Here is a 21,211-nt window from a genome sequence, read left to right as displayed (position 1 = left end):
ACGATCCCGCTCAAGCGGCGTTGCGCGCCAGCGACGCGGCCAGGTCGGACCCGGCGTCGCCGATCGGCTGGATGCCGAACTGTTCGACCAGCACCGCGAGCACGCCCGGCGTGATGAATGCCGGCAGCGTCGGCCCGAGGCGGATATTGCGCAGGCCGAGCGCGAGCAGCGTCAACAGCACGGCCGCCGCCTTCTGCTCGAACCATGAGATCACGAGGGACAACGGCAGGTCGTTCACGCCGCATTCGAACGCGTCGGCGAGCGCCGTGGCGATCCGGATCGCCGAATAGCTGTCGTTGCACTGCCCGACGTCGAGCAGGCGCGGAATGCCGCCGATGTCACCGAACGCATGCCGGTTGAACCGGTACTTGTTGCAGCCGAGCGTCATCACGACCGTATCGCCGGGCGCCTGCTCCGCGAACTCGGTGTAGTAGTTGCGGCCCGGCGCCGCGCCGTCGCAGCCGCCGATCAGGAAGAAATGGCGGATCTGTCCGGCCTTGACCGCCTCGACGACCTGGTCCGCGACGCCGAGCACCGCATGCCGGCCGAACCCGACCGTGATCGATTCCTCCGGCGCCGTGGCCGGGAAACCGGGCAGCGCCTGCGCTGCGTGGATCAGCATCGAGAAATCGTGATGTTCGAGATGGCGCACGCCCGGCCAGCCGACCGGCCCCGTCGTGAAGATGCGCTGCCGGTATTGCGGCATCGGCTCGATGATGCAGTTGGACGTCATCAGGACCGGACCGGGGAAATGCGCGAAATCGCTCTGCTGGTCCTGCCACGCGCCGCCGTAGTTGCCGACGAGATGCGGAAAGGCCTTGAGCATCGGGTACGCGTGCGCCGGCAGCATTTCGCCGTGCGTGTACACGTGGATGCCCGTGCCGGCCGTCTGTTCGAGCAGCGCATGCAAGTCGCCGAGATCATGGCCCGACACGAGGATCGCCTTGCCCGCGACCGGCGACACGCGCACGGCCGTCGGTTGCTGCGCGCCGAAGCGGCCGGTGTTCGCGCTGTCGAGCAGTTCCATCACCGTCAGGTTCAGCCGGCCGAGTTCGAGCGCCTGCGCGAGCAGCGCATTCACGTCGTCGGGGTCGCTCGCGAGAAACGCGAGCGCCGCCTCGACGCCTTCGTAGATGTCGTCGCGCTCGTAGCCGAGCACACGCGCATGATGCGCATACGCACACACACCCTTCAGCCCGTACAGCACCAGCGCACGCAGGCCGACGATGTCCGCGCCGACGATGTCGAGCCCGTTGTCCACGCCGACGGAGGCGGCCTGCTCCAGCAAGCCGGTCAGATCGGCCGCCGGCTGCCACGTCGCCGGCCCCTGCGGGGCAGGCACGATCGCTCCCGCCGCCCGCGCATGCGCTTCGCATGCGGTCTTCACGCGGTCGCGCGTCTGCGCCGCTTCACGCAGCAGCGTGACGAAGCGCGCCGCGTGGAAATTCACGTTGGTCAGCGTCGTGAACATCGCGTACAGCACGAACCGGTCCGCGTCGCGATCGGGCGCGCCCGCCGCACGCGCGATCGCGCCGTATTGCGCGATGCCCTTCACTGCGTGGACCAGCAGGTCCTGCAGGTCGGCCGTTGTCGCATCCTTGCCGCAGTTGCCTTTCGCCGATGCGCAGCCGGGCCGCGCGCCGGTCCGGTCGGTCTGTTCGCATTGATAGCAATACACGCTGCTCTCCTTTCTCGATCATGGGGACGCGGGTCGGCGCGACGGCGGCGGAACGCAGGTTCCTGGCCGCCGGGCATCCCGCCCGCTTCAAGATGCTTTTCGTGTGCATCTTTGTTCATGATGTTTCGGCGCGCTTTTCGTGGCCGTGATGCAGATCAAGAAACGGAACGTGTGCGGGTGAGGCAACTTGTCGCTACGACCGCTCGCCGGTTTCGGTCGTGTGTTCGTGTTTGCTGTCGTTGCCGGCATCCGCGCATTCGATGCCCCAGTCGCCATATCGGTACCAGTCGTCGCCGAGCAGTTCGCTTGGGTGCTGCGTGCGGCTGGAGCCGTTGCCGCAGCGCATCGCGTGTGTCGGGCAGTAGTTGTCGCATCCCCAGCAAATCCGCTCCGGATGCACGGGATGCAGCGGAAATTTCTTGGCCATGATGTGTCGTCTTCCCGGTGTCGTTTGATCCGCTACCGTTCGACTCTAGTTCAGCGGCACACACGGGCCATGCGGCATTCGTTCGCACCGGCCGCAGCGTATCGGCTAGGCATGCGCGGGCGATTGGTCTAGTCTGCACGGTATTCCGCGACGCAAGCCGCCTACCCGACCGCCTCCGATGACCTCGACTCCGAACCGAAGCGCCCGCCTGCGCGGCGGCCTGTTTGGCCTGCTGATCGGCGACGCGCTGGGCGTGCCGTACGAATTCCACGACGCCGCGTCGATCCCGCCGCCCGCTGCGATCGACATGACGCCGCCGCCCGGCTTCGCACGCGCGCACGACGGTGTGCCGCCCGGCACCTGGAGCGACGACGGCGCACAGGCGCTCGCGCTGCTCGACGCGTTAGGGCACGACCGCGACCTGAATCTCGACACGTTCGCCGGCAACCTGCAGGACTGGTTCCATCGCGGCGCATTCACGCCGGACGGCCGCGTGTTCGATGTCGGCCTGCAGACGCAGCGCGCGTTCCATGCGCTGGCGGCCGGCGCGGCGCCTTCAGCCGCCGGGCCGGCCGACGAGCGCGACAACGGCAACGGTTCGCTGATGCGCTGCTTTCCCGTCGTGATGGTCGCCGCATCGCGCGATGAAGCGATCCGGCTCGCGTGCAGGCAGAGTGTCGTCACGCACGGCCACGTGCGCTCGCAGCTTGGCTGTGCGCTCTACAGCCTCACTGCAATGGGAATCGTCGAAGGTCAACCCGCGCCCGATGCGGTGCGCGCAGCCGAAAACGAACTGCTGATGCGCTACGAAGGCACGGCCGACGAAATCGAGCTGAAGATCGTGCTCGACGGCCGCTTCGACGCACCGCAAGGATCGGGCTACGTGGTCGACAGCTTCTGGTCGTCGATCCATTGCCTGCTGTCGACAGGCAGCTACGAGGACTGCGTGAAGCACGCGATCGCGCTCGGCAACGACACCGATACGACCGCGGCCATCGCCGGCAGCCTCGCCGGTGCGCTGTATGGCGAACCGGCATTGCCCGATCGATGGGTCGCGACGCTGCGCGGGAAGGAGCGGGTCGAGGGCTGGCTCGCGAAGCTGTGAGCGACATGCACGGCCGCCGGCCGTCCGTTGAGTCGAACCTGGCGAGCCCGATCCGGCCGCCCCGAACCACTGCATCAACCTGAGAGGATGCTCCGATGCTGCGTGCAATCAATCCCCCCGGCGCCACGATTCCCGGCATTTCGCAGGCGATACTCGTCGAAGGCGGTCAGCCGCTGTATCTGTCCGGACATGTGCCGTTCGATGCCGAAGGCGCCGTCGTCGGCGCCGATCATGCGACGCAGCTCGATCAGGTGTTCCGGAACATCGCCGCTACGCTTCGTGCCGCGGGCGTCGGCTTCGAGTCCGTCGCGCGGCTGACGATCTATGTCCGCGATTTCGACTCGAGCCTGTTGCCGCAGATTCGCGAGGTGCGCGACCGCTGGGTCAATACCGCATGCCCGCCCGCGAGCGCGCTCGTAGGCGTGGCGTCGTTGTTCCGCACGGATGTGCTGGTCGAAGTGGATGCATTCGCGATCGTTCCCGCCGCGAAGTCATCCGGCTGAGGCGCAACGTCAGCGGCGATCGCTCGCCAGCAGCCCGTACAGCGCGCTGTCCGACACTTCGCCGCCCACGATCCAGCGTTCGCGCAGCAGCCCTTCCCTAACGAAGCCCAGCCGTTCGAGCAGCTGCGCCGACGCGACGTTGCGCGGATCGATGTCGGCCTCGATCCGGTTCAGCTTCAGTGTGCCGAACGCGTGGCCGATCACGGCCGTCGCCGCTTCGCGCATGTATCCGCCGCGCCAGAACTTGCGCCGCAGGCTGAAGCCGATCTCGGCACGCCGGCATTGTTCGTTCGCATGGAACAGCACGCATTCGCCGAGCGCTTCGCCGGTTTCCCGCAGTTCGAGCACGCAGATCAGGTCCTGCCCGCTCGCGGACGTCGTCAGGTTGCGCGCGACGCGCGCCGCGGCCTGTTCGATCTGCGTCATCGGCGAGAACGAGAAATAGCGCATTGCCTGCGCGTCCGACCAGATTTCGAAGAACGCCTGCGCATCGGTTTCGCGAAGCGGCCGCAGGACGAGGCGGGAGGTATGCAGCGTGACGGGTTCGAACAGGGGCATGGCAATGGTCTGACGAAATCGGGATCGTGAATTAGAACACGCAAGCTGACCGTCAACAATCGCGCCCGTTCGCGGCGACGGATCGCCCCAAAACGAAAAAGCCCGGGGAACATCGCCCGGGCCTTTCCCTTCGCTTCATCCGGCGTTGCGGAATGTGCTTACGCCTCCAGCGCCTCCAGCACCTTCCCCTTCGTCTCGATCCCGACGAAGTGCACGGTCACCGCCGCGATCAGCGGCACGATGCCGATCAGGTAGAACGCCGGCGCGAGGTTTCCGCCGATGATCGCGTGCGGCACGACCATCGGCGCGACGAACGACGCGATCTTCAGCCACGCGCTGCCGAGCCCGCAGCCCGACGCGCGGATGCTCGTCGGATACTGCTCCGGCGTGTAAACGTACGCGGTGATGAACCCTGACGCCATCAACCCGAGCGACAGCGAACAGAAGATCGCGACGACGTACACCGACGACGCGTGATAGATGCCCGCGAACGCCAGCGACAGCGCGCACAGCACGAACGACCACACGATCACCGGCTTGCGGCCGAGCTTGTCGACCAGCAATGCAGAGGCCAGCGACCCGAGCACGCCCATCACCGAGCCGATCACCGCGAGGTTCAGCGCGAGCTGCAGCGGCGCGTGATAGAAGTTCTTGTAGATCGTCGGCAGCCACGTCGACAGCCCGTACTGGATGAACCCGCAGGTCGCCCACAGCGTCGCCACCGCGAGCGTGCGCTTGCGATACGCGGCGCTGAACAGGTCGCTCATCTTGCGCTTCGGATGCTGGCGCACCATCTCGTCGAACGCGGCCGCCTGCGTGACGGGCGGCAGCTCGCCGCGCACCGACGCTTCGAACACGCCGACCGCACGCCCGGCTTCCGGGAGCCGCCCGCGCGACGCGAGCCAGCGCGGCGATTCCGGCACGAGGCGCGTGAGCACGAGCGACAGGATCAGCGGCAGCCCGCCGACGAAGTACATGATCTCCCAGCCGAAGCGCGGCACGAGCCACGCGCCAAGCGCCATCGACACGAGCAGGCCGATCGGGAACACGATCTCGTACAGCAGCACGAAACGGCCGCGGCCATGTGCACGCGTGATCTCGTTGATGTACGTCGCGGCGACCGGCAGCTCGCCGCCGAGCCCGAGCCCCTGCAGGATCCGCAGCAGCACGAACACTTCGAAGGTCGGCGCGAAGCCGCACGCGATGCTCGTGATGCCGATCACGGCCGAGCTCCACGCGATCGCCTTCACGCGGCCGTGCTTCTCCGCGAGCGCGGGAAACAGGAAGGCGCCGATCAGCTGGCCGATCGCGCCGGACGCGATCAGCATGCCGATCTGCGTCGGCGACAGCCCCCATTTGTGGATCAGCAACGGCAGCGTCGCCGCGATCGTGATCACGTCGAAGCCGTCGAAGAACGTCGCGGTGCCGATCAGCACGCGCGCACGGATCTGCATCGAGTTGGCCGGAAGCCGCTCGAGCCGCGCGATGATCGCGCCGGGCGTGGAGGCGGCAGCTTCCATCGTGGCGCGACCGGCCACGACGTTGTCGAAAGTGCTCATGCGGGGTGTCTCCTGGATCTTTTTGCCGTATTGGCCGTCAGGCAAGCGCTTTGGTCGTGTCTGCCAGGGCTTCCGTATCCACTGCCCGGCCCTGGTTCATCCACTTGCGCGCGAGCTTCAGCTCGCGTGCGTTGTTCACGGCGATGACACCTCTCACATGCCCGTCGCCCACAAAAAACAGCGTCGCACGGCGCGCGGCGAGATCGCCGCGCACGACGAGCTGCGCATCGGCCGGCAGATCACCGAGGATCTGCAGGTTCACGTCGTACTGATCGGACCAGAACCACGGAATCTCCGCGTACGGTGCGCGCACGCCGAGCACGGCCTTCGCCGCCGCGATCGCCTGGTTCTGCGCGTTGGCCCACGATTCGAGCCGCACGCGCCGCTTCAGCCAGCCGTTGTGGTGGTTCGCGACGTCGCCACACGCGAAGATCGCCGGGTCGCTGGTCGCGCCGTATTCGTCGACGACGATCCCGTCGTCGACCGCCAGCCCCGCGTCGCTCGCGAGCGACGCGTTCAGTGCGAGGCCGATGCCGGCCACCGCGAAATCGGCGTCGATCGTCGTGCCGTCGGCCAGCGTCGCACGCACCTTCGATGCGTCGTCAGGCTGCGCATCGAGCGACGCGAGCGCGGCGCCGGTCCGCACGTCGACACCGTTCGAACGATGCAGGTCGAGCAGGAAATCCGACACGATCTGCGGCACCGAGCGGCCGCACAGCCGCGGCGCGCCTTCGACCACGACGGCGTCGACGCCGAGCTTGCGCGCGGTCGCCGCGACTTCGAGGCCGATCCAGCCGCCGCCGATCACGAGCACGCGCCGGCTCGCGCGCAGCTGCTCGCCGAGCGCGGCCGCTTCGTCGAGCGTGCGCAGGTAATGCAGGTTCGGTGTATTGACGATCGCATCGGGCAAGCGGCGCGACGTGCCGCCGGTCGCGATCACGAGCCGGTCGTATTCGATCTCGCGGCCGCTCGCGGTCGCCACCACGCGGCGTGCGCGGTCGATCGTGGCCGCGCGCTCCGGCTGCCATGCTTCGACGTTCAGCGCGTCGAATTCGTCGGGACGCACGACGCGCACGGTTTCGATGTCGGCGTCGCCGGCCAGTACGGCCTTCGACAGCGGCGGACGCTCGTACGGCAGATGCGCCTCGTCGGCGATCATCACGAGACGGCCCGCGTAACCTTCCGCGCGCAGCGTCTTCAGTACCCAGCCGGCCGCCTGGCCGCCGCCGATCACGACGACCGTACCCGGCGCAGGCTGCGCGGGCGTATTCGCTTCGGTCATGATTTGCGCTCCGTCATGAACTTGCCTTCCGGCGCCTTCGCGTCTTTCTGCCGGCGCGTGTTGCCGTCGAGGCCGCCGTCGACGGCCCATTCGGCGAACACGGTCGGGCCCGGCTCGAATTCGCGCGGCTGCCACTCGGGCGTCAGCATGTCTTCGTCCGCGTAGTACTCGATCAGGCCGCCGGCCGGATTCTGGAAGTACCAGAAGTACGCGGACGACACCGGATGGCGGCCCGGGCCGAGTTGCGTTTCCCAGCCGCAGCGGTCGATGTGCATGCCGCCGCCGAACACTTCGTGGATGTCGCGCACGGTGAACGCGACGTGGTTCAGGCCGCGTTTGCCGTTCGGCAATGCAAGCAGGAACAGGTCGTGATGGCCGCCGTGCGGCGCGCAGCGCATGAATGCACCGCGGCCCGGGTAGCGATCGGACGTCTCGAAGCCCAGCAACTCGTGATAGAACTTTTCCTGCGCGTCGAGGCAGTTCGTGAAGAACACGACATGCCCGACCTCGACCGGCTCCGCACGTGCATAGATCGGGCTCGGCTGGTCGACGCGCAGCGTCTGGCCCCACACGTTCGACGGCGAGCCCGTGATGTCGAGTTCGCGCTTGCGCGTGACTTCGACGCGGATCGCCATCCCGTTCGGGTCGATGCAGCCGACCGCATCGTCCTGTGCGTAATAGCCGGGCTGACCGGCGAGCTTCGTGCGCAGCGCATCGAGTTCGGCCTGCGTCGGCACGCCCCACGTGACTTCCCGCAGCGTCGGGCCGGCTTCGAATGCCGGCGGCAGCGCCGGATCGTCGGCCTTGACGGCCAGCACGGTGCAGCCGTTCAGCGTCTCGAAACGCGCGCGCGTGTCGTCGTGCGCAACTTCCTTCATCCCCCAGTCGGCGAAAAAGCGCCGGCAGGTCGCGAGGTCGTCGACGCCGTACGTGATCTGCTCGATTCCCAAAATGCTCATTGCGTCATTCCCCTTCGCTCAGTTCGCCCACGGCAGCGGCGCGTCGTTCAAGCCCCAGTAGAGGCTCTTCTGCTGCATGTACTCGCGAATGCCGAGACGGCCCTTCTCGCGCCCCATCCCGCTCTCCTTCCAGCCCGAGAACGGCGTGGAAATCGAAAACAGCTTGTACGTGTTGATCCACACCGTGCCCGTTTCGAGCGCGCGCGCGATGCGCCAGGCGCGCTTGTAATCGCGCGTCCAGATGCCGGCCGCGAGGCCGAACACGCTGTCGTTTGCCTGCGCGATCAGCGACGCTTCGTCGTCGAACGGCATCGCGACGAGCACGGGCCCGAAGATTTCTTCCTGGCAAATGCGCGCGCTGTTCGGCAGGCCTTCGAGAATCGTCGGCTGATAGAAGAAGCCGTGCTCGCGCCCGTCACCCGACGGCCGCTCGCCGCCGCACAGCAGGCGGCCGCCTTCCTCGAGGCCCAGTGCGACGTAGCGCTCGACCGATTCGCGATGCTTCGCGGTGATCAGCGGCCCCATCTGCGTGTCGGGCCGCGTCGGGTCGCCCACGCGCAGCTTGCGGGCGCCGGCCACCAGGCGTTTCATGAATTCGTCGTACACCGCGCGCTGCACGAACAGCCGCGAACCCGCGATGCACGCCTCGCCGGACGAGCTGAAGATGCCGTACAGCACACCGTTGACCGCGTGATCGAGATCGGCGTCGTCGCACACGATCGTCGGCGACTTGCCGCCGAGTTCGAGCGACACGGGCATCAGCTTCTCGGCCGCGATGCGCGCGATGCCGCGGCCCACTTCGGTGCCGCCGGTAAACGACACCTTCTTCACCAGCGGATGACGCACGAGCACGTCGCCGATCACCGAGCCCTTGCCCGGCAGCACGCTCAGCACGCCCTTCGGCACGCCGGCTTCCTCGCAGATGCGTGCCAGCGCGAGCGACACGAGCGGCGTGACTTCGGCCGGCTTGAGCACCACCGCATTGCCGCCCGCGAGCGCCGGCGCAAGCTTCTGCGCATCGGACGCGATCGGCGAATTCCACGGCGTGATCGCCGCGATCACGCCGATCGGCTCGTACACGCTCATCGTCAGGTAATCGCCACGCGACGGCGTCAGTTCTTCGTCGAGCGTTTCGAGGCACGCCGCGAAATAGCGGAACGTGTTCGCGGCGCTGGCCACCAGCACGCGGGTCTCGCCGATCGGCTTGCCGTTGTCGCGACGCTGCAGGTTCGCGAGCGCCTCGTGGCGCTGCATGATCAGGTCGGCGATGCGGTACAGCACCTGCGCGCGCTGGTGCGGCTTCAGCCCGGCCCAGTCGGCGCGGCGCCACGCGGCGTCGGCGGCCTCGACGGCTTCGGCCGCGTCTTCCGCATTCGCGGTCGACACTTCCATGTTCAGCGACTGGTCGGCCGGATAAATGCTCGCGTAGGGCGCGCCACGGCCGCGCCGCCACTCGCCGCCGATCAGGATGGTGCCGTCGGGTACGAGGCTCGTATCGAAAGGAGTCATGTCACAAGTCCCACAAATCTGTCTCTGCACATCCGCCCTCGCCGTGGCGCGGGCGGACGGTCCAAGGCCCGGTCAGATCACGCAGCGGGCCGCGCGGTTGCGCAGCGCGCGGATCGCGCAGTACGCCGTCAGCGCGGACGTCTTCGGGTTGTCGGGCAGCGGCTTGCCGCTCATTTCCAGCGACATCTCGCCGAATGCGCCGCGCGCGGTGATGCGGTGCACGTTGCGCTCGACCGCCGGATCGGCGATCAGGCGCACGTGGGTCGCGTCGAGCCCGAGGCCCGCGAGCGCGACGGTGGCCGCGACGTTCGCGTTCTTCGGATACAGCCGCGCGGCATCGCGCGCGGTGCCCTCGAAGATCACCATTTCCTCGGTCATCGCGCGCAGGTCGCACAATGCCTCGGCGGGCGTACCGAGCCAGCCGAGCGGCGGCTTGCGGCCGACGTACAGCACTTCGTCGAGGCCGCCCTGCTTCGCGGACGCCAGCGCATCGATGCCGCCGATCGCGCCGGACAGCAGCGTGACCGTCGCGCCGCCTTCGTCGGCCGCCTGCGACAGCACGTCGAGCAGCGCGAGATCGGACAGTGCGCCGATCGATGCGACTGCGCAGTCGGTGCCGGCCTTCAGCAGCGGCACGACGTGATCGACGAGCGCGCTGTGGCCCGCGCATTCGAGCGCGAACTCGGGGCGGCGGGCCAGTGCGTCGACCGACGACACGACCTCCACCGCGCCGCCGAGCACGCCCTGCACCGCCGCGCGCTGGTGTTCCGGCACGATCACGTGCGCGACACGCAGCGACGCATCGTGCTCGACTGCGCGGTACACGGCCGCGCCGATCGCACCGAAGCCGATCATCGCGACGTCGACGGGTGCGTGGGCGTTACGCATACTGGCGCTCCGTCGGCGCTTCCTTCTTCACCGGCGGGCCGGCGAAGTTCGACGCGAACGAGCCGACCGACAGCATGTCGACCTCGACCATCACCGGCCCTTCCTTCGCCATCCCTTCGCGCACGATCGCTTCGGCGTCGTCGAGCGACGTGATCCGGTAGTGCGTGAGGCCGAAGCTCGCGCAGAACTGCGCGAAATCGGGCTGGTGCAGCTGCACGAAGCAGCGGCGGCCGCCGTAGTGCGCGTCCTGGATGTTGCGGATCACGCCGTAGCACTGGTCGTTCATCAGCACGATCATCACGTTCGCGTTTTCCTGCACGGCCGTGACGAGTTCGCCGACGTTGACCATCAGGCCGCCGTCGCCAACCAGGCAGACCGTCTTCGCCGCTGCGCCTGCGAGCGCCGCGCCGATGCCCATCTGGATGCCCTGGCCGATGCCGCCGCCGAGCGCATGCACGCCCGAGCGCGGCTCGAAGATCTTCAGCAGGCGGTTGCCCCACGTGCTGTTCGAGATCGTCACGTCGCGCACCCAGTTGTAGTCGCGGCCGACGGCGCCCTGCAGCGTGTCGACCAGCTTCTTGTAGGGCCCGAGGCCCTCCGCCACGCTGGCGACGGCCTGCTCGCGCGCGGCCGCGAGATCGGCCGCGAATTGCGGATCGACCGACAGGCGGCCTTCGAGGCGGTCGGCCAGTTCGGCCAGCACGCGCTTCGAATCGCCGTGCACGAACAGCTCGTTGCGATAGCCGCGGTTGTCGGCGAGCGCCTCGGCATCGACGCGGAACAGCGGCTGCGGCAGCGCGAGCTTGTACTTCAGCGTCTCGTTGCCGCGCAGGCGCGAGCCGACGACGACGAGCGCATCGCAGGTCTTGTAGAACGCTTCGACGGACGCGTGCACGTTGAACGCGCCGAGGGTCGCCGGATGATCTTCGGGCAGCACGCCACGGCCCTGCACGCTCGTCACGACGCCGAAGCCGAGCTTCACGAGGCGTTCGACTTCCTCGCGAGCGTGGCGCGCACCGCCGCCGAGCCACAGCAGCGGACGACGTTTCGCCGCCAGCGCGTCGGCGAGTTTCGCGACGCGCGCGGTGTCGTGCTCGCGCACCGTGACATGGGCCGGCGCGAGATCTTCCGGCCATTCGATTTCGGCGGCCTGGATGTCGATCGGAATCTCGACCGACACCGGGCCCGTCGGCGCCGTCTGCGCGATGCGCACGGCTTCGCGGATCGTCGGCAGCACGGTTTCGACGGTGCGCACGCGGAATGCGGCCTTCGAGATCGAGTCGAGCATCGACAGCTGGTCGGGGGCTTCATGGATGTACGCCAGATCCTGGTCGAGGTAAGGCGTTTCGATCTGCCCCGTCACGTGCAGCAGCGCGGTGCCGGCCGTCAGTGCCTCGACCATCGCGCCGGCCGCGTTGCCCGCCGCCGTGCCCGTGCTCGTGAACGCGACACCGAGGCCGCCCGACACGCGGGCCAGGCCGTCGGCCATGTTCAACGCACCGGCTTCACCGCGCGCGCCGACATACCGGATGTTGCCGCGCGAGTTGATCGCGTCGAGGATCGGCATGTTGTGGATCGAGATGACACCGAATGCGGTTTTCACGCCGCACTGCTCGAGAAAGGCGGCAATCAGCTCGCCAACCGTGGTTTTTTTAGACATGGCGTGCAAAGCCTCCAGAAACGTCGATATGGCTGCCCGTCGTGTACGACGACAGATGCGTTGCGAGATAAAAGAGCGCCCAGGCGGCCTCGTCAGGCTTGCCGAAGCGGTTCAGCGGAATGTTCTTCTTGCGGGCGAGCGCGCCCGTCCAGTCTTCCCAGCTTTCGCCGGGCTGCGCCTGCGTTTCGTAGCGGCGACGCCACTGGCCCGACTCGACGATGCCGATCAGGATCGAGTTCACGCGGATGCGCTGCGGCGCCAGCTCGGTCGCGAGCGACTTCACGAGGCTCAGCACGCCCGCGCGCGCCGACGACGTCGCGACCATGTGCGGCTCGGGCTGCAGTGCGAGCAGCGAGTTCACGCACGTGATCGTCGGCGCCTGCGCGTCGCGCAGCAGCGGCAGGAACGCACGCGTCGGGCGGATGATGCTGAAATACTTCAGCTCGAGTTCTTCGCGCCACGCGTCGTCGGTCGTGTCGGCGAAGGTCGACACGCGGCCCTGGCCGGCGTTGTTGACCAGCATGTCGGCACGGCCGAAGCGTGCTGTGACCGCTTGCGCGAACGCGGCCACGTCGGCTTCGTCGAGCACGTTGCAGCGCGTAGCCAGCAAGTGCGCACCGTCGTACCTGTCACGCAGCATCGCTTCGGCGCGCTCGAGGCGGTCGCTGTCGCGGCCGCAGATTGCAACCGACGCACCCGCCTGCAGGAACCGTTCGGCCGTCGCGAGGCCGATGCCGGACGAACCGCCCGTCACCACCGCAACCTGCCCGGTCAGATCGATCTGAATCATCGGAGTCCTAAAGCCTTCAGAAACGTGTGCTCGTCATCCGAGCGGTAATTGAGCCGCCGCGACAGTTCCGCCGCCGCGCGCTGCACCTTGTCGATCAGCCCGTCCGCGATCAACGCCGCGTCGATCTCCGGGCGCGGCACCGTCACCGTGATGCACGCGACGATCCTCTGCGTCTCGTTGCGCACCGGCGCCGTCACCACCGAGATCCCGCGCTCGAACGACGAATTGCTGACGCCGTAGCCGCGCAGCGCATCCTCGCGGATCATGTCGTACAACGCGTCGACCGTTTCCGGCGTCGCGCTCGTCATCCGGTTCAGCGCGCCTTCCGGATACAGTGCGTGCAGTTCCTTCAGCGACAGGTCGCCCATCAGCACGTGGCCGTGGGTCGTCGCATGCGCGGGCAGGCGCGTGCCGACGTTCACGCGAATCGAGCTGAACACCGGCGACTGGCTCTGCGCCTTCGCGACGAACACCACGTCGCGGCCGTCGCGGATCACGATGTGCGTCGTGAAGCCGGTCGCATCGCGCAGGCTTTCGATCACCGGCAAGCCGAGATCGGTCAGCTCCAGCGAGCTCAGGTATTCGAAGCCGAGCCGCAGCACGGCGATGCCGAGCTTGTAGTTGCGATCCTTGTCCGCGCGCTCGAGAAAGCCGAGCGATTCGAGCGTCTGCAGCAGACGGAACACCGTCGTGCGCGGAATGCCCAGCCGTTTCGACAGTTCGGGCGCGCCGAGCACGGGCTCGCGCGGCGAGAATTCGGCGAGAATCCGCAGCCCGCGTTCGAGGCCCGGCACCACATAGTTGGCTTCGGCCTTCGCGTTTTCGGATTCGCTTTGTTGCAGCGGTTCGCTCATGATGCCTCCCGCCGGGCCGCCCCAAGGGAGACATCCGCCCCCTTGGGGGGCAGCGAACGAATGTGAGCGTGGGGGTTTTTCATCCCAGCCCCCGCTGTTGGTCGCACTGGCGGCAGAAGCCGTCGATCAGTGCGGAATAAACGGCCGGCGCTTCCACGTAGCCGGCATGACCGGCTTGCGGAATCACCTGCAGCGCGACGTGCGCGGCCGCGGCGATCCGCTCGCACGCGGCGGGCGGCGTGATCGCGTCGTTCGCACCGACGGCCACGGCCGTGCGGCCGCGGAAGCCGGCGAGATCGGTCGCGAGGTCTGCGTTCGCGAGCAGATGCGTGGCCTGCGCGTAGCCGGCCGGCACGATGCGCGCCATGTTCCAGCGCACCCACGCCTTCGCCTCCTCGTTCGCGAAACCGGACAGCATGTTGCCGCTGCGCTGCTCGGCGAGCCCGGCCGGGCCGAGTTCCGCGAGCATCGCGAGCCGCGCGTCGCGGCGCGATTCGCGCGTTTCGGCCGGTGCGCTGCCATAACCGCCAGCAGGCGACACCAGCAGCAGGCCGGCGATCCGCGCGGGCATCACGCGGGCGAGACCGCCCGCAACGATCGCGCCGAGCGAATGACCGACCAGCACGCAGCGTTCGATGCCGAGTGCCTCGAGCCACGCGTTCAGCGATGCCGCGTAATCGGCGGCAGCCGGCGACGCGCCGTGCACGGGCGTCGACACGCCGTAACCGGGCGCATCCCATGCGAGCACGCGCCGCGATGCGCCGAGCGTGTCGAGCTGGCGGACCCACGATGCGGCGCCCGAGCCGATCCCGTGCAGCAGCACGACGGGCAGCGTGCGGCCCGCATGCTGCGCGCCGGCCTCGCCTGCGCCGGCTTCACGGTAGCCGATCGTGCCCGCCGCGCCGGCCGCGCAACGCTGCTCGGGAAACTGCCCGAGCAGCGCGGCGAACGCCGCGGTGCGGTCGCGTTCACGTTTGTCGATGACACTCATTGCTTCACCCGCTCCGTTTCAACGCTTGATCTTCGCGAGCGGCGAATCGGGCGGATACGTCGGCGTGATCGGCTTCGGCGAACCGAGCATCACGCACATCAGCGCATCTTCCTCGCCGATGTTGATTTCCGTGCGATACACGCCCGGCGGCACCGAGATCAGGTCGCGCTCGCCGAGGATCGCTTCCCACGTCTCGCCGTCGCGCTCGCAGATGACTTTCATCTTGCCGCGCAACACGAAGAAGATTTCCTCGACGTCCATGTGGATGTGGCTCGGGCCGATGTTGCCGGCCGGGATGACCATCGTCGAGAACGTGAAGCCGCCGGCCGGCACCGTGTTGATGTCCTTCGCGACGCCCGTGCCGCCCGTGCCGACGTAGCGCATCTGCGCACGGCGGTACTTCGGGTCGTAGTCGGCCTGGAACTTCAGCGCGTCCCAGTCGTAACGGCGTGTCGCGTAGCGCGCCACGCGCCCTTCCATCCAGTCGTTGAAGCTTGCGCCTTCCGGCTGGTCCCACGACTTGCGTTCGAGATCGGCGTCCGCCATCGTCCTCTCCTTCATTCAGTGTGAAAACATCAATTCATTACGAAGCCGCCGTTCACCGGCAGCAATTGACCCGTCACGAAGCGCGCGCCGTCCGACAGCAGGAACAGTACGGGGCCCGTCACGTCTTCGGGCACCTGCGCACGTGTCAGCGCGCGGCCCTGCATGTAGAACGCGTGGCGCTCGGCCGGTACGTAGGCGGTCGCCTCGACTTCGGTGAGCCCCGGCGCGATCGCGTTGACCGTCACGCCGTGCGCGCCGAACTCGCGTGCCTGCGCATGCGTCATCGCGATCACCGCGCCCTTGCTCGCGACGTACGCGAGCAGCTTCGGCGCGCCCCACAACGCAGTGTCCGACGCGAGGTTCACGATCGCGCCGCGGCCCGACCGTGCGAGGTGCGGCAGCGCTGCATTGCTGACGAGCCACACGCCGCGCACGTTCACGTTCATCACGGCGTCCCATGTCGGCACGTCGAGCTCCGTCGACAGCTTGCCGCCCGAGTTCGTGATCGCCGCGTTGTTGATCAGTGCGTCGATGCCGCCGAGCGCCGCCGCGCCCTGCGCGACGAAGGCGTCGATGCTGGCCGGATCGGCCAGGTCGAGCGCGAAGAAGTGCGCAGCGTGGCCGGCTTGCGTGAGCGCTGCGGCCAGCGCGCGGCCCTCTTCGACGAGCACGTCGCCGAACGCGACCTGCGCGCCGGCCGCGACGAGCGCCTTCACGAACGCCGCGCCGAGCCCGCGCGCGCCGCCCGTGACGAGCACGCGGCGCCCCGGCAGCGACACGACCGGAGCGAGCTCAGCCATTCGCGGGCTCCGAAGCGGCGTGAGCCGCGCGGTGCGCGTCGAGTGCCGACAGGTGTTCCTGCGCACGCTGACGCAACATCCGGCGCACGCGCGTGATGCCGACGTCGTGCTGGTACAGGTATTCGTGATCGCGCGCGTGCGGCGCGAGGCTTTCGAGGACGTAGCGGTCCTGCTCGAGCACGTCCCAGTGCAGGCCTTCGAGGCGGTTGCGGTACATGAAGCGCCATACGTCGCGCTGCCAGCCGCTGACCTTGCGCGTACGCCAGAAGTAGACCTGGCAGTTGTCGCCGTCGACCGGCGTCGCGAAGCCGATGATCCCGAAGTTGCCGCCCGGGCCGAACTTCTGCTTGTACGGAATCGCGAGGCGCATCCACAGGCAGCCCGTTTCGCCGAGTTCGACCCAGTCGAAGTTCACGTCGCGCTGGCCGATCTTCTCGAACATCAGGCCCGTTTCCGTCTTGCGCACGCGCATGTCGGCCTGCTTGTCGCCTTCGGCCATCGAGTGCGACGTCGCGTGCAGGTACGCGCCGTGCATCGGATCCATCACGTTGTCGATCGCGTACTGGTAATTGCACTTCCAGTTCGACACGCACAGGAAGTGCCCGTACTCGTCGGCAACCAGTTCTTCGGGCAGGTTCAGCGGCGCCGGCTCGCCGTGCGCTTCGTCGCCGAACCACAGGAAGATCGCGCCGGCCTTCTCTTCGACCGGATACGACTTCACGCACTTCGTGCCTTCGAGCGGACAGTTCGAGACGGCCGGCACGCGGTTGACCGTGCCGCCGCCGTCGATTTCGACGCCGTGATACCAGCACGCGATGTTGCCGCCGAGGTTCCAGCCAAGCGACAGGCGCGCGCCGCGGTGCGGGCAGCGGTCTTCCAGTGCGTGGACCTTGCCGTCGTGATCGCGCCACAGCACGATCTGCTCGGACAGGCGCGTGAGGCCGACGGGCGCATTCGACACCTGCCAGCTCGGTGCAACGGGATACCAGTAGTTCTTGATGCCGCGGTCGAGATAGTCACGGACCGGGTCGTGTTGGACTGCGTGTTGTACGGGGGACGTCATCAGTGTGCTCCGGATGCGGTTGTCGTCGGGTCGGCGGTCACGCGCGCGGCGCGCTCATTCCGCGAGCGCGGCCATTTCGGCGCGGAAACGTTCGGCACTCCACGCCGTGCCGTCCGGCGCGCGGAAGCCGATGCGGTTCAGGCCCGCGACGACGTCGTCCAGCTCGGTTGCGCCGGCTTCGAACACGCGTTCGAGCGCATCGCCGAGGTCGTTCTCGTACTGGGTCGGCGCGGCCTTGCGGTTCTGCCAGACCTGGTTCTCGACCTGGCCGGGGATCTCGATCTGCCCCTTGCCCGCGACGTTGTTCGGCTGCGGCGCCACCCACGGCTTCAGGAAGGGATTGAAGTTGACGGTCGCTTCTTTCATGTCATTCCACCTTGATCTGGATTTCCTCGCCGGCGAGGCGCACCGCGTACTGCTTCAGCGCGCGTCCGCCCGGACCCTTCAGGCATTCGCCCGTCTTGATGTCGAACACGGCCTCGTGCAGCGGGCATTCGACGGTGCCTTCATCGACGAACCCCTGCGTCAGCAGCGCGTACGCATGCGGGCACACGTTTTCGAGCGCATACACGTCGTCGCCGACGCGGTAGATCCCGATTTCCACGCCGTCGGTCCGCTTGAACTCGATCGGCGTGTCTTCCGACAGCGCGCCGGCATGACCGGCGCAAATCCATTGTTCAGACATCTCACACCCTTCCTTCTGATCGACTCTCGGTTTGTTCCATACCCGGAACAGCAGTTTATGGATGGTGATTATAGGAGTGACTTTCCACGAGTAAAACAAAAAGCTGCATGTCCTAGGGAAAATACTGACCGGTGGGTCGGGGATCGCGCCCGACCGCCTTATCAAATGTAATTTTTCTTTGTATGGCGGGGATTTACCGGGTTTGTCGAGGCGCCGCGCACCACTGCCGGGCATCGATCCGGCACCCATCCGTCCCGAAAAATTTATTTTTGATCCGGCGCTTGACGCCTCTATACTCCATTCCATCAGAGGCACACTGTTCCTTATATGGAACATAAAAATGCCCACCGGATAGCGGACAACCGCGCGACGGACGACCGTCCGCGTGCATGCCGCCACGGCACGTTTTCATCAGGTTGGAGATTCAGGAGATCAAATGGTCAAGCATGCGGTAGCAGCAGCAGTGATCGGATTGGGCGCCGCGTCGGGCGCGTGGGCGCAGAGCAGCGTGACGCTGTACGGCAGCCTAGATGCGGGTGTCGCTTACGTGAACAACGTCGGCGGCCACGCGAAATGGGCGATGATCCAGGGCAACACGCAGCCCGACCGGTGGGGCCTGAAAGGCAAGGAAGACCTCGGCAGCGGCCTGTCGGCGATCTTCCAGCTCGAAAACGGCTTCTATACGAACAACGGCCAGTTCGCGACCGCGAACACGATCTGGAACCGCGCGGCGTACGTCGGCCTCAGCTCGGAGCGCTACGGCACGCTGACGCTCGGCCGCCAGACGCCACTGACGTTCGACTATCTCGATCCGCTCAGCACGGCCTACCTCGCGATGAGCTGGTACGCGTTCCACCCCGGCAACATCGACGGGCTCGCCGCGACCGGCAACGTGCCGTACAACAACGCGGTCAAGTACCGTTCGCCGACCTTCGCGGGCTTCTCGGCCGCGGCCACGCTGGCCTTCGGCAACACGACCAACTTCTCGACCGGCAAGTCGGTCGGTGTCGCGCTGAACTATGCGAACGGGCCGTTCAAGGCGTCGGCCGTGTACTCGAACGAGCACGACCGCTCGATCCTAATCAGCCAGACGGGCATTACGTCGTTCCAGGGGCAGAACACCGCGAACGGCTACCTCGCGAACAAGGTCGAGAACATCGGCGCGGGCGCGTCCTACCAGTTCGGCGACTTCCTCGTGCATGGCCTCTACACGCGCACGAAGATGCAGTCGAACGGCTATTCGGATACGTTCCAGAGCTACGACGCGGGCGTGAACTACCGCAGCAGCGCGTTCAATACGATCGCGGGCGGTGCGGCGACCACGACGCTGGCCGGCCGCCGCTGGACGCAGGTCGAGCTCGGCGACATCTACGCGTTGTCGAAGCGCACGCAGCTGTATGCGAACGTGCTCTACGAACACGGCTCGGGCGGCGCCCAGGCCGCGTTCTTCACGGCCGGCGTGTCGAGCACCGCGAACCAGGTGATCGTGCTGACCGGGATCCACCACTCGTTCTGAGCGATGCAGGGCATTCGGTGCCCGACATGAAAAGAGCGGCCCGCGGGCCGCTCTCTTTCCTTTGCGATGCCGCGTGCCGCGGCCCGTCCGACGCGCCGGCGTCAGAACATCGCGACCTTGTGGCGCGCATGCGCGAACGTCGGGTCGCTTTCGAGCGGACGGTAGTTCAGTCGCTGCGACAGATCGACCGCCGCCCCGCACACGGCTTCGACGAGCCGCTCCTTCTCGCGGGCCTCGCCGATCTCCGAGCGCGGCACCGTCGCGGTGATCGCCGCGACGATCGAGCCTGAATGATCGCGCACGGGTGCAGTCACGGCCGAAATGCCGCTCTCGAACGCCGCCTCGCTGACCGCATAGCCGAGCCGCGCGTAATGCCGCACGCGTTCGTACAGCTCGTCGACGCTGCCCGGCGTGCGCTCGGTGAACTGTTCGAGCTTTTTCTCCGGATAGAGCTGGCGCAGCGCGTCGCGCGTGAGGTCGCCCATCAGCACGTGGCCATGCACCGTCGCATGCGCGGGCAAGCGCGTGCCGACGTGCACCTTCACCGAACCGAACATCGACGCATTGCTCTGTGCCTTCGCGACGAACACGACATCGCGCTGATCGCGAATCAGCAGATGCGTCGACAGGCCGGTCGAATCGCGCAACCGTTCGAGCACGGGCGTACCGAGATCGGTCAGTTCGAGCGAGTTCAGGTATTCGAAGCCGAGCCGCAGCACGCCGACGCCGAGCCGGAAATAGCGGTCGCCGTTCACGCGCTCGAGGAAACCGAGCGCCTCGAGCGTCTGCAGCAGGCGGAACGTGGTCGTGCGCGGAATGCCGATGCGCTTCGACAGTTCGGGCGCGCCGAGGACGGGCTCGCGCGCGGAGAATTCGGCGAGGATCCGCAGCCCGCGTTCGAGCCCCGGCACCAGATAGGACGAAGCGCCGCCGGACGACTCGTCGTCGCCGGGCGTCGCCGGATCGGGTGCGTCGCTCATCGTTGTCTTGACCATGTGGACATGGACGGAAGGAAATCAGTCACGAAACGGGTCATGGATCATCGTGGATATTCAGTCATGCTACCTCAGCGCGCGCCCGGGCTCGCACCGGTGCGCGTCGCCGCGATGCAGCATGGGCATCCACGCCTCCATGAGGCGTCATTCAAGGTCGAGAGGATAGCAGCGTTGGAGCGCGACGCCATGCGGAAATCGCCGAACGTCAGGCCGGCGGCCGCGCGGCGCGGCACGGATGCGCGGCACACGGCCGGGCAACGATGCCCGGCGTGGAACCCGACGCCTGAGCGGCTACAGGCGCGACAGATAGACGCGAATGTTCGTGCGGTCGTACGTGAAGCCGCCGGCCGGATCCGGCTGCAGCACCCGAGCCAGGTCGACCGTATGCAGCCATCCCGCGCCCAGCAGGCCGCCGTTTATCCCGCGGATCCGAGTGCCGCCGACGGCGATCGCCGCGTGAAAGACATTCGTGCCGCGCGCGAAGCCGACCGCGGTGCCCGCCGGAATGCTCGCGCGCCCGTCCCACTGATCGCCGGTCTCGAAGTTGAACCGCGTCCTCCACAGCTGACCGATCGTATCGAGCAGCGCACCGGGCGCGATCATCGCGTCGGCGCGCAGCAGATACCGGACATAGGCCGCGGCGTCGTAGCAGACGCCGCGGGATACGTACTCGTCGATGTTCGCCATCCCGAACATCAGCGCCTGCGCGTGTTTTTGCCGTTCGGCGGTACCGGATTGGGCGACATGCCCGCCTAGCTGGGTCAGTTGCATGGAAGCTCCTTTTAGGGGAAGCAGAACGTCATCGTCCCGCCAATGCAATAACCTCATATCTTATTACGATAT

At 67.3% G+C, this 21,211-nt stretch carries 22 protein-coding genes; 3 read left to right on the top strand and 19 right to left on the bottom strand.

What is annotated here, in order from left to right:
* Nucleotides 1–10 precede the first annotated feature (10 nt).
* Both hcp and ACWMMN_RS22420 read right to left on the bottom strand, forming a co-directional pair.
* Complete coding sequence (hcp, locus tag ACWMMN_RS22425; protein ID WP_486423962.1) at nucleotides 11–1,678, bottom strand: hydroxylamine reductase; 1,668 nt, start codon at nucleotides 1,676–1,678, stop codon at nucleotides 11–13.
* Between the two features lie 193 nt (nucleotides 1,679–1,871).
* On the bottom strand, nucleotides 1,872–2,105 hold the full coding sequence (locus tag ACWMMN_RS22420) for a DUF3079 domain-containing protein (protein ID WP_059240126.1): 234 nt from the start codon (nucleotides 2,103–2,105) through the stop codon (nucleotides 1,872–1,874).
* Between the two features lie 178 nt (nucleotides 2,106–2,283).
* On the opposite strand from ACWMMN_RS22420, the gene ACWMMN_RS22415 reads away from it, so the two are divergent.
* Together ACWMMN_RS22415 and ACWMMN_RS22410 are read left to right on the top strand one after the other, a co-directional pair.
* Entirely contained in the window at nucleotides 2,284–3,210 is a 927-nt protein-coding gene (locus tag ACWMMN_RS22415) for an ADP-ribosylglycohydrolase family protein (protein WP_059240124.1), read from the top strand.
* A gap of 95 nt (nucleotides 3,211–3,305) precedes the next feature.
* The gene (locus tag ACWMMN_RS22410) at nucleotides 3,306–3,713 is read left to right on the top strand and encodes a RidA family protein (protein WP_059240123.1); all 408 of its coding nucleotides are present in this window, start codon (nucleotides 3,306–3,308) and stop codon (nucleotides 3,711–3,713) included.
* Between the two features lie 9 nt (nucleotides 3,714–3,722).
* Here ACWMMN_RS22410 and ACWMMN_RS22405 read toward each other — a convergent pair whose 3' ends face one another.
* The 15 genes from ACWMMN_RS22405 to ACWMMN_RS22335 all read right to left on the bottom strand — a co-directional run bounded on the left by ACWMMN_RS22405 (nucleotide 3,723) and on the right by ACWMMN_RS22335 (nucleotide 17,857).
* Nucleotides 3,723–4,271: a GNAT family N-acetyltransferase gene (locus tag ACWMMN_RS22405; protein ID WP_059240121.1), complete on the bottom strand. Its 549-nt coding sequence runs from the start codon at nucleotides 4,269–4,271 to the stop codon at nucleotides 3,723–3,725.
* 158 nt (nucleotides 4,272–4,429) lie between these two features.
* Nucleotides 4,430–5,830, bottom strand: coding sequence for an MFS transporter (locus tag ACWMMN_RS22400; RefSeq protein WP_059240120.1), 1,401 nt, complete (start codon nucleotides 5,828–5,830; stop codon nucleotides 4,430–4,432).
* Nucleotides 5,831–5,867: 37 nt separating this feature from the next.
* Complete coding sequence (locus ACWMMN_RS22395; protein ID WP_059240118.1) at nucleotides 5,868–7,112, bottom strand: NAD(P)/FAD-dependent oxidoreductase; 1,245 nt, start codon at nucleotides 7,110–7,112, stop codon at nucleotides 5,868–5,870.
* Nucleotides 7,109–8,071 carry a VOC family protein gene (locus tag ACWMMN_RS22390; protein WP_059240116.1) on the bottom strand — a complete coding sequence of 321 codons (963 nt, stop codon included), beginning with the start codon at nucleotides 8,069–8,071 and terminating at the stop codon, nucleotides 7,109–7,111. The genes ACWMMN_RS22395 and ACWMMN_RS22390 overlap by 4 nt, the downstream gene beginning before the upstream one ends.
* An 18-nt stretch (nucleotides 8,072–8,089) precedes the next feature.
* Nucleotides 8,090–9,580: an aldehyde dehydrogenase gene (locus ACWMMN_RS22385; RefSeq protein WP_059240114.1), complete on the bottom strand. Its 1,491-nt coding sequence runs from the start codon at nucleotides 9,578–9,580 to the stop codon at nucleotides 8,090–8,092.
* Nucleotides 9,581–9,652: 72 nt separating this feature from the next.
* On the bottom strand, nucleotides 9,653–10,468 hold the full coding sequence (locus tag ACWMMN_RS22380) for an aspartate dehydrogenase (RefSeq protein ID WP_059240112.1): 816 nt from the start codon (nucleotides 10,466–10,468) through the stop codon (nucleotides 9,653–9,655).
* Nucleotides 10,461–12,128: a thiamine pyrophosphate-binding protein gene (locus ACWMMN_RS22375; protein WP_059240111.1), complete on the bottom strand. Its 1,668-nt coding sequence runs from the start codon at nucleotides 12,126–12,128 to the stop codon at nucleotides 10,461–10,463. The genes ACWMMN_RS22380 and ACWMMN_RS22375 overlap by 8 nt, the downstream gene beginning before the upstream one ends.
* Nucleotides 12,121–12,918, bottom strand: a complete 798-nt coding sequence (locus ACWMMN_RS22370; protein ID WP_059240109.1) for an SDR family oxidoreductase — start codon at nucleotides 12,916–12,918, stop codon at nucleotides 12,121–12,123. Before ACWMMN_RS22370 ends, ACWMMN_RS22375 begins: the two co-directional genes overlap by 8 nt.
* On the bottom strand, nucleotides 12,915–13,772 hold the full coding sequence (locus tag ACWMMN_RS22365) for an IclR family transcriptional regulator (protein ID WP_486423961.1): 858 nt from the start codon (nucleotides 13,770–13,772) through the stop codon (nucleotides 12,915–12,917). Before ACWMMN_RS22365 ends, ACWMMN_RS22370 begins: the two co-directional genes overlap by 4 nt.
* 79 nt (nucleotides 13,773–13,851) lie before the next feature.
* Complete coding sequence (locus ACWMMN_RS22360) at nucleotides 13,852–14,763, bottom strand: alpha/beta fold hydrolase (protein WP_059240104.1); 912 nt, start codon at nucleotides 14,761–14,763, stop codon at nucleotides 13,852–13,854.
* 18 nt (nucleotides 14,764–14,781) lie between these two features.
* Nucleotides 14,782–15,309, bottom strand: coding sequence for a cupin domain-containing protein (locus ACWMMN_RS22355; RefSeq protein ID WP_059240103.1), 528 nt, complete (start codon nucleotides 15,307–15,309; stop codon nucleotides 14,782–14,784).
* A gap of 29 nt (nucleotides 15,310–15,338) precedes the next feature.
* Nucleotides 15,339–16,109: an SDR family oxidoreductase gene (locus tag ACWMMN_RS22350; protein ID WP_174991285.1), complete on the bottom strand. Its 771-nt coding sequence runs from the start codon at nucleotides 16,107–16,109 to the stop codon at nucleotides 15,339–15,341.
* The gene (locus ACWMMN_RS22345; RefSeq protein WP_059240099.1) at nucleotides 16,102–17,172 is read right to left on the bottom strand and encodes an aromatic ring-hydroxylating dioxygenase subunit alpha; all 1,071 of its coding nucleotides are present in this window, start codon (nucleotides 17,170–17,172) and stop codon (nucleotides 16,102–16,104) included. The genes ACWMMN_RS22350 and ACWMMN_RS22345 overlap by 8 nt, the downstream gene beginning before the upstream one ends.
* A 54-nt stretch (nucleotides 17,173–17,226) precedes the next feature.
* On the bottom strand, nucleotides 17,227–17,538 hold the full coding sequence (locus ACWMMN_RS22340) for a recombinase-like helix-turn-helix domain-containing protein (protein ID WP_059240097.1): 312 nt from the start codon (nucleotides 17,536–17,538) through the stop codon (nucleotides 17,227–17,229).
* A gap of 1 nt (nucleotide 17,539) precedes the next feature.
* Nucleotides 17,540–17,857 carry a non-heme iron oxygenase ferredoxin subunit gene (locus ACWMMN_RS22335; RefSeq protein WP_006489883.1) on the bottom strand — a complete coding sequence of 106 codons (318 nt, stop codon included), beginning with the start codon at nucleotides 17,855–17,857 and terminating at the stop codon, nucleotides 17,540–17,542.
* A gap of 436 nt (nucleotides 17,858–18,293) precedes the next feature.
* Here ACWMMN_RS22335 and ACWMMN_RS22330 point away from each other — a divergent pair, with 436 nt between their 5' ends.
* The gene (locus tag ACWMMN_RS22330) at nucleotides 18,294–19,373 is read left to right on the top strand and encodes a porin (protein WP_059240094.1); all 1,080 of its coding nucleotides are present in this window, start codon (nucleotides 18,294–18,296) and stop codon (nucleotides 19,371–19,373) included.
* Between the two features lie 101 nt (nucleotides 19,374–19,474).
* Here the strand turns inward: ACWMMN_RS22330 and ACWMMN_RS22325 are convergent, their stop codons facing one another.
* Both ACWMMN_RS22325 and tecA read right to left on the bottom strand, forming a co-directional pair.
* The gene (locus ACWMMN_RS22325; RefSeq protein ID WP_059240092.1) at nucleotides 19,475–20,368 is read right to left on the bottom strand and encodes an IclR family transcriptional regulator; all 894 of its coding nucleotides are present in this window, start codon (nucleotides 20,366–20,368) and stop codon (nucleotides 19,475–19,477) included.
* A gap of 291 nt (nucleotides 20,369–20,659) precedes the next feature.
* The gene (gene tecA, locus ACWMMN_RS22320) at nucleotides 20,660–21,139 is read right to left on the bottom strand and encodes a type 6 secretion system effector deamidase TecA (RefSeq protein WP_059240090.1); all 480 of its coding nucleotides are present in this window, start codon (nucleotides 21,137–21,139) and stop codon (nucleotides 20,660–20,662) included.
* Nucleotides 21,140–21,211 lie beyond the last annotated feature (72 nt).

Source organism: Burkholderia cepacia complex sp. TUM26381, assembly GCF_057439935.1.
The sequence above is the reverse complement of the archived record's forward strand: the minus strand, read 5'-3'. Positions and strand labels throughout refer to the sequence as shown.

What these genes read in the sequence shown, in the direction of transcription:
- ACWMMN_RS22325 (WP_059240092.1), bottom strand. Translation starts at nt 20,368, where the DNA reads ATGGTCAAGACAACGATGAGCGACGCACCCGATCCGGCGACGCCCGGC.
- ACWMMN_RS22395 (WP_059240118.1), bottom strand. Translation starts at nt 7,112, where the DNA reads ATGACCGAAGCGAATACGCCCGCGCAGCCTGCGCCGGGTACGGTCGTC.
- ACWMMN_RS22410 (WP_059240123.1), top strand. Translation starts at nt 3,306, where the DNA reads ATGCTGCGTGCAATCAATCCCCCCGGCGCCACGATTCCCGGCATTTCG.
- ACWMMN_RS22405 (WP_059240121.1), bottom strand. Translation starts at nt 4,271, where the DNA reads ATGCCCCTGTTCGAACCCGTCACGCTGCATACCTCCCGCCTCGTCCTG.
- ACWMMN_RS22360 (WP_059240104.1), bottom strand. Translation starts at nt 14,763, where the DNA reads ATGAGTGTCATCGACAAACGTGAACGCGACCGCACCGCGGCGTTCGCC.
- ACWMMN_RS22350 (WP_174991285.1), bottom strand. Translation starts at nt 16,109, where the DNA reads ATGGCTGAGCTCGCTCCGGTCGTGTCGCTGCCGGGGCGCCGCGTGCTC.
- tecA (WP_059240090.1), bottom strand. Translation starts at nt 21,139, where the DNA reads ATGCAACTGACCCAGCTAGGCGGGCATGTCGCCCAATCCGGTACCGCC.
- ACWMMN_RS22375 (WP_059240111.1), bottom strand. Translation starts at nt 12,128, where the DNA reads ATGTCTAAAAAAACCACGGTTGGCGAGCTGATTGCCGCCTTTCTCGAG.
- ACWMMN_RS22345 (WP_059240099.1), bottom strand. Translation starts at nt 17,172, where the DNA reads ATGACGTCCCCCGTACAACACGCAGTCCAACACGACCCGGTCCGTGAC.
- ACWMMN_RS22340 (WP_059240097.1), bottom strand. Translation starts at nt 17,538, where the DNA reads ATGAAAGAAGCGACCGTCAACTTCAATCCCTTCCTGAAGCCGTGGGTG.
- ACWMMN_RS22370 (WP_059240109.1), bottom strand. Translation starts at nt 12,918, where the DNA reads ATGATTCAGATCGATCTGACCGGGCAGGTTGCGGTGGTGACGGGCGGT.
- ACWMMN_RS22385 (WP_059240114.1), bottom strand. Translation starts at nt 9,580, where the DNA reads ATGACTCCTTTCGATACGAGCCTCGTACCCGACGGCACCATCCTGATC.
- ACWMMN_RS22355 (WP_059240103.1), bottom strand. Translation starts at nt 15,309, where the DNA reads ATGGCGGACGCCGATCTCGAACGCAAGTCGTGGGACCAGCCGGAAGGC.
- ACWMMN_RS22390 (WP_059240116.1), bottom strand. Translation starts at nt 8,071, where the DNA reads ATGAGCATTTTGGGAATCGAGCAGATCACGTACGGCGTCGACGACCTC.
- ACWMMN_RS22380 (WP_059240112.1), bottom strand. Translation starts at nt 10,468, where the DNA reads ATGCGTAACGCCCACGCACCCGTCGACGTCGCGATGATCGGCTTCGGT.
- ACWMMN_RS22365 (WP_486423961.1), bottom strand. Translation starts at nt 13,772, where the DNA reads ATGAGCGAACCGCTGCAACAAAGCGAATCCGAAAACGCGAAGGCCGAA.
- ACWMMN_RS22415 (WP_059240124.1), top strand. Translation starts at nt 2,284, where the DNA reads ATGACCTCGACTCCGAACCGAAGCGCCCGCCTGCGCGGCGGCCTGTTT.
- ACWMMN_RS22400 (WP_059240120.1), bottom strand. Translation starts at nt 5,830, where the DNA reads ATGAGCACTTTCGACAACGTCGTGGCCGGTCGCGCCACGATGGAAGCT.
- ACWMMN_RS22420 (WP_059240126.1), bottom strand. Translation starts at nt 2,105, where the DNA reads ATGGCCAAGAAATTTCCGCTGCATCCCGTGCATCCGGAGCGGATTTGC.
- ACWMMN_RS22335 (WP_006489883.1), bottom strand. Translation starts at nt 17,857, where the DNA reads ATGTCTGAACAATGGATTTGCGCCGGTCATGCCGGCGCGCTGTCGGAA.
- ACWMMN_RS22330 (WP_059240094.1), top strand. Translation starts at nt 18,294, where the DNA reads ATGGTCAAGCATGCGGTAGCAGCAGCAGTGATCGGATTGGGCGCCGCG.